The sequence below is a fragment of the Haloferax gibbonsii genome, from assembly GCF_001190965.1.
In the GTDB taxonomy this organism is placed as follows: Archaea; Halobacteriota; Halobacteria; order Halobacteriales; family Haloferacaceae; genus Haloferax; species Haloferax gibbonsii.
Window position 1 is genome coordinate 427,865 of record NZ_CP011948.1, and the last position, 19,235, is coordinate 447,099.

Sequence of the window (19,235 nt, forward strand, 5' to 3'; positions counted from 1 at the left end):
CGTGTTCTATGTGTCAGTACTGTAGTTACCGATACCACGACGGCTGGACCCAGTTGCTGGAGTACGACGAGGTGTACCAGACGGACGTCAGCAGTGAGTCGGAATCTACCTACGGCTTCCACGAATCGTGGGACGAACTGCGAAAAGAGGTCGATTTCGGCGCGACCTGATCAGGCGGGGCCGCGAGGAAACGGGTCGTCGGGATACTCCGCCGCTCGCTCGTCCGTCGTCGTCAGACACTCGTCGAGTTCTCGGGTCAGTGTGCCCTCGTCGAGGTCGCGGCCGATGAACACGAGTCGCGTCTCGGGGTCCTCGTCTTCCCACCGGCCGATGGGACCGGCCTGTACCGACGGCCCCGCCTGACTCACGCCGAGAACCGTCTCGGGGCGACTCGCAACCCACGCGAACCCTTTCGCACGGACGACGTTCCCCTGCCAGTCATCGAGCCACGCGTCGAGGCGGTGCGGATGAAACGGACGGTCTCGACGGTAGACGAAGGACTCGACGCCGTGGGTCGTCGCGGCCGAGACGTCTCCGTCGTGAGTATGCTCGTGGTCGTGGCCGTGGTCGTGCTCGTGGCCCGCCTCCGCCTCGGCCCCGTCGCCCGTGAGGGCTTGTTTCCAGCCCTGGTGGCGCTTTGCCTCCTCGAAATCGAAGCACCCCGTATCGAGAACCCGCGTCGGGTCGACTTCGCTGTGCGTCGTCCGGTGGAGGTTCGCGCGCGGCTGGAGTTCCCGAATCTCCGCTTCGACGGCGTCCAACGCATCATCGGGGACCATATCACATTTGTTCAGCAACAGCACGTCACAGAACTCGACCTGCTCTACGAGCACCTCCGTCAACGGCCGTTCCGGGTCGGGAGCGGCGTCCGGAAGCGATTCTTCCGGGTCGAACGCCTTCCAGAACCCGTAGGCGTCGATGACCGAGACCGTGGTATCCAACCGGAGTCGTTCCGGCAGACCGCCCTCGTTCGACTCGCCCGTCAGCGCCCGCGCAATCGGGAGCGGTTCGCTGATTCCCGAGGCTTCGATGAGGAGATAGTCGAACGAGCGCTTCTCCGCCAACCGCGTCACCTCAGTCACGAGGTCGTCCTGCAACCGGCAGCAGATACAGCCGTTCGAGAGGTCGACGACCCCATCGTCAGCCTCTGACGCGACTAACTCCGCGTCGACGTTCAATTCGCCCATGTCGTTGACGACGACGGCGATGTCTCTGTCACCGGGGCCGTTCAGGAGTCGATTGACCAACGTCGTTTTACCCGCCCCGAGTGGACCGCTAACGACCGTAATCGGTATTTCCGCTGTGGACATATCGATGATGTATGACGCCTCGCGGGTGGTCGTATTGAAGACTGGGCCGACCGACCCAAACAGGCTATAGAACCCGCCGTTCTCCGAACTACCGTCGGTAAAACACATCGTGACTTATCATTGACATTTTTGGTTTCCTGTCCGTTCGTGTTGGACACCTCGAACACCGAACAAACCGAGCCGTGCGTCTTTGTCGAAGGCGTTCGCTCCTCGAAACCGCTCGACGGTCCGCGAGAACGGCAGCATCTTTTTGGTCGCCGGTACTGACGAACGACCAGATGGCACCTCCGATCTCTGACCGACTCCTCACAGTCGACTTGTCCGCCGGCTCGGTCGAGAGTACGCCGATTCCGGACGAGTGGCGACAGCGATACGTCGGCGGAAAAGGGTTGGGTGCCCGCTATCTCTACGACGAACTCGACGCCGGCGTCGACCCGCTCGGCGAAGAAAACGCGATTCTGTTCATGCTCGGCCCGCTCTCGGGCTATCTGCCGGGCGAGTCGAGATACGCCGCCATCACGAAATCCCCGTTGACGGGGTGTTTTCTCGACTCGTACGCGGGAGGTGAGTTCCCCGACTCTCTGGCCGGCGCGCTCGGGTCGCACATGGGCCTGTTCGTCACGGGCATCGCGTCCGACCCCGTGCACCTCGTCATCGAAGACGGCGGCGCTACAATCGTACCTGCCGAGACGTGGGGTGCCAGTACGGTCGAAACGGCCCGAGCGTTCCCGGATGCGTCCGTCGCGTGTATCGGCCCCGCGGGAGAACGACAGGTCGCATATGCCACGGTCGCCTCCGACGCCGGCGACCACCACGCGGGCCGAGGGGGAGCGGGAGCGGTGATGGGTTCGAAGCGGCTGAAGGCGATCATCGCGAAAGGAGACCCACCTGACGGGTTAGACGACCTGCGAGAGGCCTACGCGACGAAGTACCGAGAGACCGCTACCGGACAGTGGCTACGGGCCAGCGGGACCGTCGAGACGATCGACTTCGCGAACGAAATCGGCGCGCTCTCGACGCGAGGCTGGAGCGACGGACAGTTCGAATCGGCGGACGAGTTAGGCATCACGACAGTCGAAGACCGAGCCGTCGGTCGCGAATACGCCGACGCGGCGACTCCGGGAGGGTATCGCGTGGCCACGGAGGAAGGAGACTACGTCCCACGCGGCGCCACCGCGATGTCGCTCGGGGCGGGACTCGACATCGACGACTTCGACGCCATCACAGAGTTGGGACAGACCTGTGACCGGCTCGGAATGGACCTCATTAGCGCGGGCAGTGCAGTCGCGTGGACGATTAAGGCTAACGCCACCGACGTACTCGACCGCTCGCTCTCGTTCGGTGAGCCCGACGGAGCACGCGCCCTCTTGCAGGAGATTGCGGAACGCGAGTCAGCCCTCGGCGACGCGCTCGCGGACGGGGTCGAAGCGGCGGCGACGCGGTTCGGCGGGCGAGACCTCGTCCCCACGGTGAAGTCGATGGCGCTCCCGGCCTACGATCCGCGCGGCGCGCAGAGCATGGCGCTCGCGTACGCGACCAGCGACCGGGGTGCGTGCCACCGGCGGGCGCGACCCATCGAGCGCGAGGTGTTCGACGGGAACTGGGGAGCCGGCCGGACCGCGGCGGAGGTCATTCGCGAACAGGACCAACGGTCGGTACTCTGGAGTCTTATCGCCGATGACTTTTTTGGCGACGCGCTCGACGACCTCGGCCGGGAATGGCTCGAATCGGTCGGTCTCGAAACCGCCGGGGAACTCGCCACAGTCGGCGAACGGGTTTGGAACGTGACGCGCCTGTTCAACGTCCGTGAAGGTATCTCGCGCGAGGACGACACGCTGCCGGCCGCGCTCCAAGAGCCGCTTGCGACGGGACCGCGCGCTGGTGCAGTCGTCGAGCGCGACGAGTTCGACTCGATGCTCGACGCGTACTACCGCCGCCGCGGCTGGAACGAAAACGGCGTGCCGACGACTCGGACTATCGACCGCCTCGACCTTACTGAACTCACCGAGGACTTCGACCCACTCCATGATTGAATACCACGCGAACGGCTGGACGACGAACTGTGTACTCCCCGTGGAACGAATATGAAGCTCTCTGATGCGCTCCGCGCTCGAAGCGGCGTGGTCTGCGTCGTCGGCGCGGGCGGGAAGAAGTCCACGCTGTACGCGCTTGCGCGTCGGCTCGACCGCGCCGTCGTGACGGCCACGGTCCGCATCCCCATCTTCGACCAGCACGTCGCCGACGTGGTCGTGACCGAGCGCCCGGTCGCCGCGCTCGAACGCGCGACGGACTGGCCGGTGGGCGTCGTTCCCGACCGCGACCGCGACGACCGTTACCGCGGGTACGACCCCGGCGTAGTCGACGCCATCGGAGAATCGGACGCCACCGACGCCGTGCTGGTGAAGGCCGACGGTGCACGGATGCGCGAGTTCAAGGCCCCGGGAGACCGCGAACCACGGCTCCCGACGACCGCCGACACCGTCCTTCCCATCGCCAGCGTCCACGCCGTCGGTGAGCCACTCACCGAAGCGTGCGTCCACCGCCCGGAACGGGTCGCCGCTCTCACCGACCTCGAACTCGGCGACACGATCCGCCCGTCCGACGTCGCAACAGTACTCACCAGCGAACGCGGCGGCCACGCGGGCGTCCCCGACGGTGCGACAGTGATTCCCGTGCTGAACAAGGTTGACGACGCGGCCCTCGAGGCTGTCGCACGGGAAATCGCTTCGGCCGTTCTGGCACAGTCGGACGTCCCACGCGTCGTACTGACGCAGTTAACGGCCTCCGAACCCGTCGTCCGCGTCGTGGAGCGCTAGCGCAACCGCTCCGCCGCGTGAGCGAGCTCTTCGGGGGTGTTGATGTTCTCGAAGGTATCGAGGCTCGCGTACTCGCGCACCTCGTCCTCCCCAACGACGACGTAGTCGAGCGTGAACAGCGGGTCGATGATTTTGTGGCTCCCTTCAGCTAGCGCGGTTTCACAAGCGTCGGCCATCGCCGAGGCTCGATACACCGCGTGAGTAGGCTGGAACCAGCCGTCACCGACCCGCGGCACGGCGGCGTCGTGGCCGGCCGCCCGCTCGAACAGTCCGTCGATGAGCGCGGGTTCGAGAAAGGGCATATCGCATGCGGCGACGAACGCGTACTCCGTCTCCACGGCCCGCAGCCCGGTCATGATTCCCGACATCGGCCCCTCGTCGCACGCTGCGTCTTCTGCAATCGTTATCGGGCGGTCGTAACCGTCGAGCGCGGTTCGGAGTGCAGCGGTCTGTTCCGGTCGGCAGTTGACGACGAGGCTATCGATTACATCGACCATCTGGTCGGCGACGCGGCGGATGAGCGGCGTTCCAGCGAGAGACGCCACTGCTTTGTCCTCCGCACCGAACCGCGTCGAGTACCCTCCGGCGATGATGACACCGGTTCGCATACTAAGCGTGTTCATCTTCGTTGTGCAAAGCAGTTGTGCTACGAACCGGATATCGATCTGGTCAGTTCGTACTGATTTCAGCATCGTACCGCGCTGTATTCCATGCTACCGTCGCTCGAATCCGGTCCATTCTGTGTGTTTGATACCTCTTGAGGAGTCAGAACGTTTGATTTCGGGACATGTGAGGGGGCGAGAACGTACTGGAACCATTACACAGATAGCTGTGTTATTCTATGTTTTAATTCATTTAAAATTGGCTGAGAATCCAGAACGAATTCCGAATCAGCGGTCTCACAGTTTCGGAGGATGGAAGTGTTGCGTGCCTTCTCAACGACAATCTCGATCTCAAATCAAAACAGTAGGTCGTGTTGTTCGGATATCAGCGATTATTCTGACTACTACCGTTAAATCACCTGTGCGGCCTCCAGGTTTCGTTTGTGATTATTGGTAATTTGGTGAATCGAATATGTCTGGATCCTAACCCATCCCCCGATAGTAGTCAATCCTCTCTGAAGAATCGGTCTCTTTTCCACAGAGCCAGCCATATAATTTCGTCTATTTTATTATTATATTAATTCCTTGACTCTTCGTGAGTTTTAGTTCTACATCTGTGAACTTGTAGTTCATCTGTTGCCATATTTGTTGAATATGACTGAGACATTATTGTCAAACCAACATGGAGTAACCACGCATAATATGTTTTCAATCTAACTAAGATAATTAGAAATAAATATGAGAAAGTTTCAAATGAATATAATGAACGTATTCATTGCGGGGGCAACCGGTGTACTCGGAAAGCGCCTCGTTGACGAGTTCACAGAGGCGGGTCACGATGTCGTCGGCTTGACGCGTGACGATCTCGGCGACAGAATAGTCAGTAACAACGGTGGTCGCCCGCACCGTGGAGACCTCTTCGATGAAGAGTCGCTCGTGGAGGGTGCTGCAGACGCTGATGTCGTCATTCATGCCGCAACGGCGATTCCAACCGAGACAAAGACGAGCGCCGAAGACTGGAAGCAAAACGACCGGATTCGACGGGAGGGTACCCAAGCGCTAACAAGCGCTGCGGCGGAAGTAGGTGCCGAACAGTACATTCAACAGAGCGTTGTCTGGGTTGCTCGCCAACCCGATGGATCGCCGTTCAATGAGCAGTCGTCACTACACCCCGACCGCACGACTCAGTCTGCAGTTGATGCAGAAGAAATAGCGAAACAAGCCAGCGAAAGCGCACCGTTTGACACGACGGTTCTCCGCTGTGGCTGGTTCTATTCGTCGGACTGCGAGCAGACGAAGACAATTGCGGAGAACGTCGCTTCCGGAGACATGCCAGTAATCGGCGGTGGTCTCCTCGGCAAAGACGATGCCTCCATCTCTCCGATTCACGTTGATGACGCCGCATCTGCGTTCCTTGCCGCGGTCGAAGCCGAAGCTAACGGTGTCTGGCACGTCGTAGACGACCAACCGGTGACGATGGCAGAGTTTCTCTCTGAGTTCGCGACCCGACTCAATGCGTCCGAACCGAGTCGTATTCCGGGATGGCTCGCACGCTTCTTTATTGGCAAAGACACCGTTCGCTTCTTTACGAATCCCATGTCGACATCCAATGACAAGTTTCGCGAAGCCACGGGTTGGGAACCGCAGTACCGGACCTACCAGGAGGGTCTTCGCGCAGTAGTGCAGAATCTGTAGATCGACTAGGTACGACCAGTCCACCGGCGATGAGTTTTACTCAAGAAAGCACGTCTATTTCTGCCAGTTTGAGACGCGAGTAAGTCCTTGAGTGAATGGTCATGACGCTTGCAGACCTTCTCGGCGAGTGCTTCGTGACGGATTTAGAAGAAACGTTGGTGTGTGAGCGGACAGCGATGCCTATCAGGGTGTTCGCCGTCCAACTCCACGCGACCGACTGTTAATTAGAAGTCTATTGAAATCCTGTATTTCGGACAAATTGTTGGTGCCAAAAGACCAGTCGCTTATGACTGCGGTAACGTGGCGGCTCTGGTGAATCACTAGACGGCGGCGGGTTCGTTCGTTAATTCAAAGGAGTTGAAGCGGAAGACTGCCGATGCTTATGTCGAAGATCTCCCGCTTCACGAAGAAAGCGGTCACGTTGGCTAATCACCAGACCCAAATCAATCAAACACTATTTCTTAGCGAAGACTTCCTCGAAGGACTACCGCGTTCGGCTGTTCTACTTCGTGTTCGCAGTTCTTGTACAATATCTGGCGGCTCACTAACTTCCTACTGAAAGCTGGTGTTGATGGTGATATAGACTATGCACCAGTCGTTACTGCTGGTGAGTGCGTTGAGTTGGTCTCTTCGGCGCTGGTGCCACCTGACTAATTGAGTGGACACCATCCGGTTTGTTTTTCGTGAGTGGTGACGCTATTTGTTGATGACATAGTTCGGATGATTTCTGACAACCGAAGAGAACTACCCCATGTAACCGAGTTTTCGAGTCGGTTTATTTCGTAATATGGTCGAATTCCTCACCAAAGCCGCGCAAAAGCTACCCATCCTCCGAAACTGTGGGCGGTCTCAGGGAGACAGATGATATTGCGCTATACGATTTATGAAATCCGCGACTATCGTATTGCGGTACAAGACGAGTGAAAACAGGAGATGGGCACACACCAAACCCCGCAGAATAGAACTGTGAGAGCCGAAGAAGCTATTTCCAGAACTAACCGCCCGATGGTTCAACATCGAGTCGCATACTCTGGCGACGCACTGGAACAGCTCATCACTACATTCGTGTCTCACCTGCGAGTTGCTCGTTCGGTCCACAACCCCCGGGTCGGAGCACCCAAACCGGGGCTCCGCCGACCAATCCGAATCTGAATCCGTGATTTTCGAGACAATCAGCAATTGTGAAATATATTTGAATTGAATACTAGCGTCGTTGTCTGTAGTAGACAATGAGCTTTAGTAGTATTGCCGGGGGGAGTCGGTGGTGAACAAATGAATCACATACCGCTATATAAAATTAGATATCGGTTCGGCCACGCAGTTTCGGGGAGTGTGAATTTTTGCGCGGCTTTGTCGAGGGGTTCGACGTTATTACGGGCGAAACAGGGTCAAAAAATGGGTTACACGAGGTAGTTCTCTGCGATTGTCAGAGGTCGACTGAGATAGTTCACCAATAGACGGCGCGACCACTCACGAAAGCGAACCGGATGGTCCACAAATTAGTCTGTGGAACCAGTACCGGAAATTAGCTCAACGCACCCTCCAGCAGATGACCGGTGACAGTCCCTCTCTCCATCAGTCCCAGCTTTCAGCGGGAACTCAGTGAGCCGCGAAATATTGTAGCGTAGTAAGTGAACACGGGAGAGGAGGGAAAACCGATTCCAGTTCGAACGGAGAAACGGCGCGTCGGTGCAGCGACGATGCGCCGAATTGCGAGCCACACTAAGCGGCAGTCATTGCAACGCGGGGTCGAAGGCTGCAGTGCTGGATCGCTGTCGTCGTGACGTAGCGGTTCCGGTCACCACGGGCGGCCGTCCCAGAGCGGTTGGACGCCGCCGATGAAGTTGAAGTTCCACCGCTGCTGGTCCCCACCGTTCCACGGCCACTGGACGACGTCGTCTCCGTCAGCAGTCCCGGCGTTGTACACCTCAGCAACGTCATCAGTAGCGATATTTTTGATGCGGTAGGTCCCGTCCCCGTTGTCGATAATGTTCCACTTCTGGGGCGCACCGGTGTACCACGGCCACTGCTGGAGACTCGCGCCGTCCGTGGTCGTCCCGTCCGGCACGTCGAGTGCGCGGTTGCTGTTCTCGTTGACGATGCGGTACTCGCCGCCGCCGATGTACTCGACCCACCACCGCTGGCAGGTGCAGTCGTTCGCGGTCCACTGCCGAACGTTCGCACCGTCGCTCGTACTGGCATCTGCGACTTCCATCACTTTCCCGCTGTTGACGTTCTGAATCTCGTAAATCCCGTCGGCGAGGATGCCGCTGTCGTTGGTGTTCGGTTCGACCGACTGAAGACTGGGCGTCTTATCGCCGGCGATGACGGGCCAGTCGTCGTCTGTCCACTCGACGCGGTCGATGAAGAACTGCCGGGCCGGAACGCCGTCTACGTACTCCGGACCAGTACGGTCGTAGGCGTGATATACGAACCAGTCCTGCCCGTTGTCGTCCGTCGTGATGTCTCCGTGGGCGGGCGCGACGAACCGACCGTTCGAGGTGAGTTGCGCGATGCCGGCGTTGTCGCTGTTGTAGTTCATCATGTCCGTTCCGGACACGTCGGTGTACGGTCCGAAGAAGTTCGTCGAGCGCCCGACTTCCACCTCGTAGGTGCTGCTGTAGCCGTTACAGCAGGTCCCGGTTGCGACAAACAGGTACCAGTAGCCGTTGCGGTAGAAGACTGTCGACCCCTCGTAGGCGTCACCGGCGACCTGTTGGAGCGTCCCCGGCTTCCAGTCCTGTAGGTCCGAGGTGAGCTCCACCAGATAGATTCCCTGGAAGCTCCCCCAGAACAGATACGGCGTGCCGTTGTAGTCGACGAAGTACCCGTCGATGGACCCGCCGCCGGCGTGGTCGTTGTCACCGATAATCTGGCCGTAGTCAGTGAAGGGCCCGTCCGGCGTGTCGGACTTCGCGAGGCCGATACCGAACTCACCGCTCTCCCACGGGCGGGGTGAAAGCGAGTAGAACATCACCCACTCTCCGCCGTAGTAGTGGATGTCCGGTGCCCAGATGGACCCGTACGTCCAGCCCGGACGGGAGTCGAAGGCTTCGCCGACGTAGGTCCACTCGTGGAGGTTGTCAGAGCGCAGAATCGGGACGAGCAACTCGTCGGAGTCGTTGTTCCGATTCATGTTCGTTCCGTAGGCCCACCAGGTTCCGTTTCCGTCCCGGTGAATCGTCGGGTCGGGGAAGTGAGGACCGTACAGTGCGTTGTGGTAGTGTGTCGAATCGTCCGTCGTCGCAGAGACTGACCCGCTCCCCGCCACTGCAAGAGTCGAACCGAGAGCGCCGATACCGATGCTTTTCAAGACGTTCCGCCTGTTCATGCCACTGTCATCATCTGCCATGCAACTGCTAAACTATAGACACACATACATAATGCTTTTTACTGTTATTGTCTGGATCGTTTCTTCTCACTCCGGGTGAACACGATAGTGGAATCGGCTTCTCGACCGACAGGCGCGGAGAGGCCACATCATGAGCCACGAGGCGAGAGTGGCTTCGAAATAGCAGTTATCTAACACGGCGTGATTGCGAGCCGAGTCGGTTATTCAGTGACAAGTAGTCATCAACCAGATAATACTTCGCACATTTTCTATTGGTTCTATGTGATACTGCCATTAGAATTAAGTTAACTGTATATGATTATATTTTGACGGTCGTAGTTCCTCAACTGCGCGTCAGGAAGGCGGTTGACGAGCGCTCTAGACCTCCTACCGCACATCGAAGCACCATGACACACTCAAATCGGCGGAAGACACAACCCGAACAGTCACCCGATAGTCGGCTCACGCCGACGCGACGGAAGTTCTTGCAGGCGACCGGAATGGCCGCGGTAGCCATGGGAGCCGGTTCGCAATCCGGTGCCGCGGCGGAGACGGACGCGCCGGGGTCGCCCGGCCGAGTCCCGAATCTCGCGGCGTACCTCGAAGACCCCGAGATAGTCGCCGAGAACGTCGAGCCGACGCACGTTACGACCGCCGTTCCCTACGGGTCCGTGCACGCGGCCCGGACGGCGGACGAACCGTTTACCGAACTCGAATCGCGATTCGCGGAGTCGGAGTACGTCCGGCTACTCGACGGAGAGTGGCAGTTCGCGTTCCACGAGAGGCCTGCCGACCTTCCCGAGTCGTACGACGGCCTTGGGGGCGACGAGTGGGAGTCGATAGCCGTTCCCGGCGTTTGGCAGACCCAGGGCTACGGTCAGCGGATTTACGCGAACAATGCCATCACCTGGGAGGCCTACGAGCCGGGTCAAGATGGCGATTTAGTGCCCGACGGGAACGGCACCGTCGACGTTCCGGGCATCGACGACGACGGCCTCAACCCCGTGGGCACGTACCGACGGTCGTTCGCAGTGCCAGAGGCGTGGGACGGACGCGAGACGTTCCTCCACTTCGAAGGCGTCAAGCAGGCCTTCTTCGTGTGGGTCGACGGCGAGTACGTCGGCTTCCGGACGGGGTCGATGACGCCCGCCGAGTTCGACGTCAGCAGCCACGTCGAGGCCGGCGGAGACCACCAGGTCACGGTGCAGGTGTATCACTGGTCCGACAGCGAGGCGCTGGAGACGATCGACATGTTCCGGTACGCCGGCATCTTCCGAAGCGTCTACTTGTTCGCGACGCCGACGGTACACCTCAGGGACTTTTACGCGCGCACCGACCTCGACGACGACTACGAGGACGGCGAACTCCGCATCGACGCCGAAATCGCGAACTACGGCGATGCGCCCGCGGGAGAGTACGAGGTCCGCGCGCACCTCTACGAGACCGCCCGCACGAAACCGGGGCGCGGACCACCGCGCGGGAACGGTACGAACGCGGCAGGTCGAGGCAACGGGAAGGGGAAGGGGCGCGACGAACCGCAGGGTCGCGGCCCGCCGGACAACGTCGGGTCCGGCCGCGGGCCGCCGCGCGGGCGCAAGGTTACGACCCTCTCGTCGACCGCGGCCGTAGACGAAGACGGCGCGGTAGTCACGCTCGATGCCGACGTAACGGACCCCGCGAAGTGGTCGGCCGAGCATCCGAACCTCTACCAACTCGCGCTGGAGCTCGCGCCCGTCGGCAGCGAGCCGACGGAGGCGATGCTGGAGAAAGTCGGCTTCCGGACCTACGAGACGACCCGCGGACGACACGGTGCCGAGGTTCTGGTCAACGGTGAGTCGGTCGATATTCAGGGCGTGAACCGCCACGAGACCGACCCCGACTTCGGGCGAACGGTCCCGATCGAGCGCGTTCGGGAGGACATCGAGACGATGCGGCGGTTCAACATCAACGCGGTCCGGACCTCCCACTACCCGAACGACCCGTCGCTGTACCGGCTCGCAGACGAGTACGGACTCTACCTGCAAGACGAAGTCTGCGTCGAGAGCCACTGGTGGCAGGAACTGCTCGCGAACACGGAGGTCTACCACGACCAGGCGGTCGCGCAGTTCCGCCGAATGGTGCTTCGAGACCGAAATCACGCCTCGATTTTCAGTTGGTCGACCGGCAACGAGGCCGGAACGGGTGCCGAACACCTCGAGATGGCGTCGCTAGCGGCCGACTCTGACGAGTACATCCCCGAGGATACCGCCGACGTGAGCGGCGTCGGAACCGTCGAGTCATTCGACGGAACTCCGGAGGGGCTAGCGTCCGACCGCCTGCTCTATCACCAACCCAACGGCGGCGGCTGGAACGTCGAGTACAGCGACATGCTCGGACCACGGTACGCCGACATCGAGACGCTGCTGTCGGTCGGCGACGGGTCGTACATCGGTGACGGACTCCGTCCCGTGGTGATGGGTGAGTACAACCACGCGATGGGCAACAGCCTGGGACTCGTCCACGAGATGTGGAACGAGCACATAAAGCCGCCAGTCCGGGAAGCGACCGACCGGGCAGGGTCCGACACCCCCGGCGTGCTCGTCGGGTCGCCGGACGTCGTCCCCGGGCCGGACGCGGCACCGGGTGGGAACACCGACGGGGCGGTCGAACTCGGCGCGGGCGACGCGATTGAAATCCGACGAAACTCCGGGCTCGAACACGACGGCGAGTTCACGGTCGGCGCGACGATTTCCGTCGCCGATGGTGCCGGGATGGGCGACGTCCCCATCGTCGTCGACGAAGGCAGGTACGCGCTGACGCTTTCGAACGGTGAAATCGAATTCTCCGTCGGCGGCGGTGAGGGCACGGCCACGGCCCCGATTCCCGACGGCGGCCTCGGCGACTGGACGACCATCGTCGGCGTCGCTGACTCGAACGCGCTCGCGATTTACGTCGACGGCGAGCGCGCAGGCACGTCGAATCGCTCCGGCTCGGGACTTCCCGCCGGTTCGGAACCAGTCCGAGTCGGCGGCGAGGGTGACCTCGCAGTCGACGGCGTCGGCATCTACGACCGCGCCGTGAACCCCGACGAGACGAACGATGCCGACGGCGAGCGAAGGGACGGCGCGCTCGTCGCGTACGACTTCGCCGACCTGCTGCGAGACAAGAGCCTCGTCGGCGGGTTCATCTGGGACTGGGTCAACCAGGACCTGAACGACACCACGGCGGACGGCGAGCCGTTCCAGTTCTACCACAGCGACGGCCCCGACGGTGCGTTCTGTCTCAACGGGTTGGTCTGGTCCGACCGAGACCCGCAGCCCGAACTGTGGCAACTCAAACACAGCCACCAGCCGGTCGGCGTCGCCGACGCCGACGTTGCGGCGGGCGAGATTTACATCTCGAACCGCTACAACTTCACGTCCCTCGACGCCGTCGAGGGGCGGTGGGAACTGACCGCCGACGGCGAAACGCTCCGCTCCGGTGGCTTCGACGTGGACATCGGACCGGGTGAGACCCGCCGCGTCGGCCTCCCCGTCCAAGCGCCGTCCGCTCCCGGGGCGGGCGTCGAGTACCGACTAACGGTGCGATTCACGCTGGCCGAAAGCACCGCCTACGCCGACGCAGGTCACGAAGTCGCGTTCGAGCAGTTAGAAGTCCCCGTCGACGCGCCAGAACCGGAATCCGCGTCGCTCGATTCGATGGGACCGCTATCGGTCGACGAAGCCGGCGATATCACCATCTCCGGTGACGGCTTCGAGTACGTGGTTGCCGACGACGCGGGGACGCTGTCTTCGATGGCGTACGAGGGAACCGAACTGCTCGAACGCGGCCCACTGTTCAATTCGTGGCGCGCCCCGGTGATGAACGAGATTCAGCAGTGGGGGAGCGCCCCCGCGCTCTCGTGGTACGAGGCGGGTCTCGACGAACTGACGCACTCCGTGGAGTCTGTCGAGGTCGAGCGTCTCGACGAGTCGCTGGTCGAGGTCGCAGTCGAGGGCTTCGCCGAGGGCGCCGAGCCGTCCCGTCGGCTTGAGACGCCGGACCGTTCCGAACACGGCAACGACGGCGTGCTCACGGGTGAGGCCCGAATCGTCACCGGTGCTTCCGGGCGGGCCGTCGAGTTCACGAACGACAGCACGCTCTCGCTCGGACAGTCGGAGAGCCTCGACATCACCGACGCGGGGCTCACAATCGAGTTCTGGGTCCACCCCGGCGAGCCACAGGACGGTGGCGCGGCGCAGGTCTACGTCTCCAAGGGCGGACGACAGTATCTGCTCAAGCGCCGCGAGAGCGGTCGTGACGGGTATCTGGAGTTCGTGTTCAACGCCGACGGCTGGCACGTCGCCGACGGACCGGTCCCAGACGACTGGACGGAGGGCTGGCATCACGTCGCGGGCGTCTGGGACGGCAGCGAGATGACGCTGTTCGTCGACGGGGAACGCCTCGGAACCGGGTCCTACGAAGGGACGCTGCAACACATCGACGCGCCGGCGCAGGTCGGTTCGAGCGTCGCCGACGGGACCGCACTCGACGAGGTTCGCATCTACGACCGCGCGCTCTCCGAAGACGAACTCGGGGGGCTCGCCGCGGACACGCCGCTCGACGGCGCGGTGGCGTGGTTGCCGCTCGACGAGTTCAGTAGCGTCGAAGATGCGAACGGTCCGGGCTTCGCCACCAGCTATCACTACCGCGTCTACGGGAGCGGCGATGTCGCTGTCGACGTGGAGGCCCGCCCCAACGAGGGGCTTCGCGAGACGGTCGAGGGCTGGCTGCCGAAGGTCGGCGTCCAACTCGAACTCCCCGAGCGATTCGGCGACTTCGAGTGGTACGGTCGCGGCGAGCTGGAGACCTACCCCGACCGCAAGTGGGGCGTCCCAATCGGGCGCTACGAGGGAACCGTGGACGAGCAGTACGTCCCCTACCTCCCCCCGACCGACAACGGGAACAAGGCCCAGACGCGGTGGGCGACGCTCTCGGACGGCGAGGTGTCTCTCCTCGGGACGTTCGGAGCCGAGGACGCGAACGTCAGCCTCGAACAGTGGGCGAATCTCGCGGCGGCCGAACACCAATCCGAACTGGATGAACGCGGGTCCGTCGGGTTCAACCTCGACCACCGGGTGACCGGCCTCGGGGGAACACCGACCGAACCACTCGACCGGTATCAGGTTCCGGTCGAGTCGACTTCGTTCGGCGTCGTCCTTCGGCCCTTCGACCCCGACAGCGACGACCCGATGGCGCTTGCGAACCGACGGCTCCCCGACGCTCAGGAGTAGCGTTCGGGCCTCGGTCTTCGGTCCTCGTTCTGCCCGCTCGTAACAGAAGCGGGGCGCAGCAGACGCGAACTCGGTGTCGAGAACCGAACCGGAGCCAGAAACCGGCCCGAGAGTCGCAGGGCGAAGAGCGTCGTCGGTATCGCAGGAGGATCAACCCGATATCGTTCGTAGCTTCCCTTCCGAACTGCTGTTCAGTCTGCCGTGCTGCCGTCGGTCCTCTCATCGCGGTTCCGACCGAGCTAGCATGTGTGTTATCAACAAACATTATATACGTACAACCTGTGCGCTAGAAGACATGACGAAACGTCATGGCGACAACAACATCGATAGACGGACAGTACTCAAATCGCTCGGGGCGGGAGCGGTGGCGACCGTCGGCGGCCTCGGACTGAGCGGGACGGCCAGTGCGGACGAGAGTTCCACGCACTACCACAACCCGGTCGGGCCGATCGGGTTCGGCGACGTGTCGATCATCGAGGACAACGGAACCTACTACGCGTACGGAACGGAGACGCCCCAGGACATCATCCCCATCGCGGAGTCGACGGACATGTACAACTGGTCGTACATCGCGCCGGCGCTCACGGAGACGCCGGGCTGGCACCCCACGGAATCGGACCCGGGCTGCTGGGCACCCGACGTCCGATACCACGACGGCCAGTATCACCTGTACTATTCGCTGTCGGTCTGGGGGAGCGACAACGCCGGAATCGGCCTGGCCACCTCGGACACGCCCGACGGCCCCTTCACCGACCGGGGACCGGTCATCGAGAGCGGCGACCTCGACCTGACGAACTGCATCGACGCGGACACGGTGATCGTCGACGGCCAGCCGTGGCTGGTCTGGGGCAGCTACGAAGGCATCTACGCCGTCCAGATGAACGGCGCGATGGACGATATCGTCCCCGGCACCGAGTTCCAAATGGCGGGCCAGATGATCGAGGGGCCGGTGATGCTCCAGGACAACGGGTACTGGTACCTCTTTTACTCCTCGGGGCAGTGCTGTGAGGGTTACGACAGCACCTACCGCCTCGAATGCGGCCGCGCGACGTCGTTCACGGGACCGTACTACAACCAGAACGGCACGGACCTGCGGGACCTCACCGAGACCCACCAGGGAGTCCCCATCCTCCAGGGCAACAGCGAGTTCACGGGTCCGGGGCACAACGACGTCTTCCGGGGCCCAGACGGCGACTGGTGGTGCTTCTACCACGTGGAGGCGACCGCCGACGACGGGACGCGCTACATGATGCAAGACCGCATCGAGTGGGACAACAACGACTGGCCGGTCATCGCCTGCAACGGCGTGCCGAGCAGCGAGGCCCCCGTCCCCGGCGAGCCCTCGGGCTGTGAGAGCGGCCCCATCGCCGACGGCACCTACCACATCGCGAACGTCAACAGCGGCAAACTGCTCGAAGTCGCCAACGCCGGGACGGCCGACGGCGACAACGTCCGCCAGTACGCCGACACCGGGAACGCGTGTCAGGACTGGGACGTCACGGCGAACGGCGACGGTACCTACGCGATCACGAACGTCAACAGTGGCCTCTGGCTGGAGGTCGCGAACGCCGGCACGGCGGAGGGCGACAACATCCAGCAGTACAGCAACAGCACCCACCCGTGTCAGGCCTGGACTATCGAGGACGCGGGCGGCGGCGAGTACCGCCTCGTCAACGCGAACAGCGGGCTACTCGCCGAGGTGGCGAGCGCGGGCACCGCCGACGGCGACAACGTCCAGCAGTGGAGCGACAACGGCGGCGAACACCAGCTGTGGACGTTCACCTCGGTCTGACCGAGCGACCGACCGGGGTCACAGCACGGCGTAGCCGCCGTCGACGTACAGCAAGTGGTCGGTGACGACCGACGCGTCGTCGCTGGCGGAAAAGAGAGAGGACCCGACCACGTCCTCGGGCGGCGCGGACCGTCCATCGGCCACGAAAAGAGTACGCGACTGCGGTCTCGGTGCGTGCGTCGCTTCCGTGTGACGCTCGGTTTCGACGGCCGAGATTCACGCGAGCGGGACGATAGTCGAGAAGACGAGGATCGAGACGATTCCCGTAACCGAGATAATCGTCGTCAGCGTCGTCCACGTTTTCAGCGTCTCCATCTGTGTCAGACCGCCGATTTCCTTCATCAGCCAGAAGCCGGAGTCGTTGTACCACGAACAGATGATGCCTCCCGAGCCGATCGCCATGACGAGGTACGCGGGGTGTACGTTGAGCTGACTCGTCAGCGGTGCCATGATACCCGCGGTCGTCAGCATCGCGGCGGTTGCTGACCCCTGTGCGATTCGGACGATGGCGGCGATAAGCCACGCGGTCACCAGCAGTCCGATACCGATGCCACGGAGGCTATCGGCGATGTACGGGCCGATTCCCGACGCGGCGAGCAGCGCGCCGAACGCGCCACCCATCGCGGTGATTGCGGCGATGTTCCCGCCGCTCTTTAGCGCCTCGGTGAGTTCGTCTTCCCACAGCGAACGCGAAAGGTCGGACCAGCGGAGGTACGTGAGCGCCGCTGTAAGCCCGGCGATAGTCATGGCGACGTTCTTGTCTCCGATGAACGCGATTCCCGGTCTGACAGCCGCGAGCGACGGGTAAATCGGTTCGAGCGTGTTGAGAATCGTCAGCGAACTCACTAACGCGACCGCGAGGAGTATCGGGAGCGCGGCTTCGAACGTCCCCGGAAGCGAGCTACTGCTCTGCTGTGCCCGTTCTTCGAGTTCTTCGGTCGTCGTCCCCATCGAGTCTCGGAGCGGGATATCCATCCGAGCGTTGGCCCAGTGGCCGAAGACGAGACCGGACATCGTCGCCGAGGGAATCGCGACGGCCACACCGACAGCCATCGTCATGCCGAGGTCGACGCCCACTTCGCTGGCGACTGCCAGCGGACCGGGAGTCGGCGGGATAAACACGTGCGCTGCAGAGCCGCCGGCACCCACGGCGATGAGGTACAACACGTAGTTCTTTCCGCGGCGTGCTCGCATCGAGCGGGCGAGCGGCGCCAGAAGGAACAGGACGCTGTCGAAGAACACCGGAATCGAGAGGACCGTGCTACTTCCCCACAGCGCGAATTCCGAGTTATCCCGTCCGACGAGCGATTGGAACGTCCGCACGACACGTTGAGCGGACCCGCTTTCGAGCATCGACTTGCCGATGATCGCCGCCATGAGGATCGGGATACCGATACCTTCCATCCCGTTTCCGAACGCCGCCGCCGTTCTCGTCGCCGCATCGACGAGCGCGAAGTCCGAGACGAACACCGAGTTGACGATGCCGACGGAGAACGCGGCGAGGCCCAACCCCACGAACGCGGGGAGGTCCCACACGACGAGGAACAGTACAACTAGTATGAGCCCGACTACGAACGTGAGTAGCGGACTATGGACAAACTCCACCGTCATGATCCGTCTGCTATTCAATCATGTTAGTTAATAATCGTTACTATATGTCAATGAATAACTTCGTTTACGGCCTTCGGAACTGCGTGGTCTTCGGAAGGCGTCTGTACGTCAACAGCCCGTAGTTTCTTCAAAGAGGGCTCGCGTGTAGGCGACATGGAACGAGTACTAGCCGTCGTAGACCCATCGGAAACCTCGAAGAAGGTCGTCCGCGAGGCCGGTTCGATTGCCGAGGGGATGAGCGCCGACGTCGTCCTCATTCACGTGACGACGGAAGACGAGTACAAAGCCCGACGCGGGACGATGGAGACACTCCTGAGGTCTTCGGGGAGTTACACACACGACGACGCGCGGGCGGGGGCGACGGAGTTCGCTCGAGACCTCGGTCGCGAAGTGCTCGCTGATTTCGAGGTGGAGTATCAGGCGGTCGGTTCCCTCGGCGACAAAGCCACCGAAGTACTCGATGCGGCAGCGGAAAACGAGTGCGACCACATCTTCCTCTCCGGACGTCAACGGTCGCCGGCGGGTAAGGCCATCTTCGGTGACACCACGCAGCGAGTCATCCTCGAGTTCGACGGATTCGTCACCGTCGCCACTCGGTGAACCTCGCCTCCCGGAACCGTCAGTGAGTATCTCTCGCTCGGTGAGGGAGCTCAATCGCGGACTGTTCGGTTGGTGAAGCGCGCACGTGAACAGGCGAATTACAGCGATTCCGTTCTCCTTCGGGACCTCCGCTAGCCGACTCACGCGAAAGCGAAAGCGACCCTCGACCAGCGGCACCGATTGCCAACATCACGTTTGCTATCTGAGAATTTTTATCGCCCACACA

Annotated in this window: 12 protein-coding genes and 2 pseudogenes; 9 read left to right on the forward strand and 5 right to left on the reverse strand. The window is 61.9% G+C overall.

The genetic code is table 11. The features are described from left to right. Positions 1 to 8 precede the first annotated feature (8 nt). Positions 9 to 170, forward strand: a complete 162-nt coding sequence (locus ABY42_RS19910; protein ID WP_004971696.1) for a hypothetical protein — start codon at positions 9 to 11, stop codon at positions 168 to 170. Here ABY42_RS19910 and ABY42_RS16740 read toward each other — a convergent pair whose 3' ends face one another. Then, a complete protein-coding gene (locus tag ABY42_RS16740; protein WP_050460187.1) occupies positions 171 to 1,310 on the reverse strand; it encodes a CobW family GTP-binding protein in 1,140 nt (379 codons plus the stop codon). It lies immediately after the preceding gene. A 278-nt stretch (positions 1,311 to 1,588) separates the two neighbouring features. On the opposite strand from ABY42_RS16740, the gene ABY42_RS16745 reads away from it, so the two are divergent. Together ABY42_RS16745 and yqeC are read left to right on the forward strand one after the other, a co-directional pair. Further along, complete coding sequence (locus ABY42_RS16745) at positions 1,589 to 3,343, forward strand: aldehyde ferredoxin oxidoreductase family protein (protein WP_050460188.1); 1,755 nt, start codon at positions 1,589 to 1,591, stop codon at positions 3,341 to 3,343. A gap of 51 nt (positions 3,344 to 3,394) precedes the next feature. Then, on the forward strand, positions 3,395 to 4,126 hold the full coding sequence (yqeC, locus tag ABY42_RS16750; protein WP_050460189.1) for a selenium cofactor biosynthesis protein YqeC: 732 nt from the start codon (positions 3,395 to 3,397) through the stop codon (positions 4,124 to 4,126). Here the strand turns inward: yqeC and ABY42_RS16755 are convergent. Continuing rightward, positions 4,123 to 4,734, reverse strand: coding sequence for a molybdenum cofactor guanylyltransferase (locus tag ABY42_RS16755; protein ID WP_049904886.1), 612 nt, complete (start codon positions 4,732 to 4,734; stop codon positions 4,123 to 4,125). The genes yqeC and ABY42_RS16755 overlap by 4 nt on opposite strands. A gap of 756 nt (positions 4,735 to 5,490) precedes the next feature. Between ABY42_RS16755 and ABY42_RS16760 the strand changes: the two genes are divergently transcribed. The 3 genes and pseudogenes from ABY42_RS16760 to ABY42_RS19995 all read left to right on the forward strand — a co-directional run. Beyond that, on the forward strand, positions 5,491 to 6,423 hold the full coding sequence (locus ABY42_RS16760; RefSeq protein WP_050460228.1) for an NAD-dependent epimerase/dehydratase family protein: 933 nt from the start codon (positions 5,491 to 5,493) through the stop codon (positions 6,421 to 6,423). Between the two features lie 101 nt (positions 6,424 to 6,524). Further along, positions 6,525 to 6,644: pseudogene (locus tag ABY42_RS19535) on the forward strand (IS6 family transposase); the annotation flags it as partial. A 183-nt stretch (positions 6,645 to 6,827) separates the two neighbouring features. After that, positions 6,828 to 7,077, forward strand: a pseudogene (locus ABY42_RS19995) (transposase); the annotation flags it as partial. A gap of 1,144 nt (positions 7,078 to 8,221) precedes the next feature. Here ABY42_RS19995 and ABY42_RS16765 read toward each other — a convergent pair. Beyond that, positions 8,222 to 9,775, reverse strand: a complete 1,554-nt coding sequence (locus ABY42_RS16765; protein WP_231608345.1) for a family 43 glycosylhydrolase — start codon at positions 9,773 to 9,775, stop codon at positions 8,222 to 8,224. 386 nt (positions 9,776 to 10,161) lie between these two features. Here ABY42_RS16765 and ABY42_RS16770 point away from each other — a divergent pair, with 386 nt between their 5' ends. Together ABY42_RS16770 and ABY42_RS16775 are read left to right on the forward strand one after the other, a co-directional pair. Then, on the forward strand, positions 10,162 to 15,006 hold the full coding sequence (locus ABY42_RS16770) for a glycoside hydrolase family 2 TIM barrel-domain containing protein (protein ID WP_156224444.1): 4,845 nt from the start codon (positions 10,162 to 10,164) through the stop codon (positions 15,004 to 15,006). A gap of 364 nt (positions 15,007 to 15,370) precedes the next feature. Continuing rightward, entirely contained in the window at positions 15,371 to 16,798 is a 1,428-nt protein-coding gene (locus tag ABY42_RS16775; protein ID WP_050460231.1) for a family 43 glycosylhydrolase, read from the forward strand. An 18-nt stretch (positions 16,799 to 16,816) separates the two neighbouring features. On the opposite strand, the gene ABY42_RS20090 is transcribed toward ABY42_RS16775, so the two are convergent. Together ABY42_RS20090 and ABY42_RS16780 are read right to left on the reverse strand one after the other, a co-directional pair. Next, positions 16,817 to 16,942: a hypothetical protein gene (locus tag ABY42_RS20090; RefSeq protein WP_269433872.1), complete on the reverse strand. Its 126-nt coding sequence runs from the start codon at positions 16,940 to 16,942 to the stop codon at positions 16,817 to 16,819. A gap of 72 nt (positions 16,943 to 17,014) precedes the next feature. After that, positions 17,015 to 18,409, reverse strand: a complete 1,395-nt coding sequence (locus tag ABY42_RS16780) for a GntP family permease (RefSeq protein ID WP_050460190.1) — start codon at positions 18,407 to 18,409, stop codon at positions 17,015 to 17,017. Between the two features lie 153 nt (positions 18,410 to 18,562). Between ABY42_RS16780 and ABY42_RS16785 the strand changes: the two genes are divergently transcribed. Next, complete coding sequence (locus ABY42_RS16785; RefSeq protein ID WP_004971680.1) at positions 18,563 to 19,009, forward strand: universal stress protein; 447 nt, start codon at positions 18,563 to 18,565, stop codon at positions 19,007 to 19,009. The last annotated feature ends 226 nt before the right edge of the window (positions 19,010 to 19,235 follow it).

Excerpts from the sequence above, each read along its gene's own strand:
- ABY42_RS16770 (WP_156224444.1), top strand. The coding sequence starts at position 10,162 with ATGACACACTCAAATCGGCGGAAGACACAACCCGAACAGTCACCCGAT.
- ABY42_RS16745 (WP_050460188.1), top strand. The coding sequence starts at position 1,589 with ATGGCACCTCCGATCTCTGACCGACTCCTCACAGTCGACTTGTCCGCC.
- ABY42_RS16765 (WP_231608345.1), bottom strand. The coding sequence starts at position 9,775 with ATGGCAGATGATGACAGTGGCATGAACAGGCGGAACGTCTTGAAAAGC.
- ABY42_RS16785 (WP_004971680.1), top strand. The coding sequence starts at position 18,563 with ATGGAACGAGTACTAGCCGTCGTAGACCCATCGGAAACCTCGAAGAAG.
- ABY42_RS16740 (WP_050460187.1), bottom strand. The coding sequence starts at position 1,310 with ATGTCCACAGCGGAAATACCGATTACGGTCGTTAGCGGTCCACTCGGG.
- yqeC (WP_050460189.1), top strand. The coding sequence starts at position 3,395 with ATGAAGCTCTCTGATGCGCTCCGCGCTCGAAGCGGCGTGGTCTGCGTC.
- ABY42_RS16760 (WP_050460228.1), top strand. The coding sequence starts at position 5,491 with ATGAACGTATTCATTGCGGGGGCAACCGGTGTACTCGGAAAGCGCCTC.
- ABY42_RS19910 (WP_004971696.1), top strand. The coding sequence starts at position 9 with ATGTGTCAGTACTGTAGTTACCGATACCACGACGGCTGGACCCAGTTG.
- ABY42_RS16780 (WP_050460190.1), bottom strand. The coding sequence starts at position 18,409 with ATGACGGTGGAGTTTGTCCATAGTCCGCTACTCACGTTCGTAGTCGGG.
- ABY42_RS16755 (WP_049904886.1), bottom strand. The coding sequence starts at position 4,734 with ATGCGAACCGGTGTCATCATCGCCGGAGGGTACTCGACGCGGTTCGGT.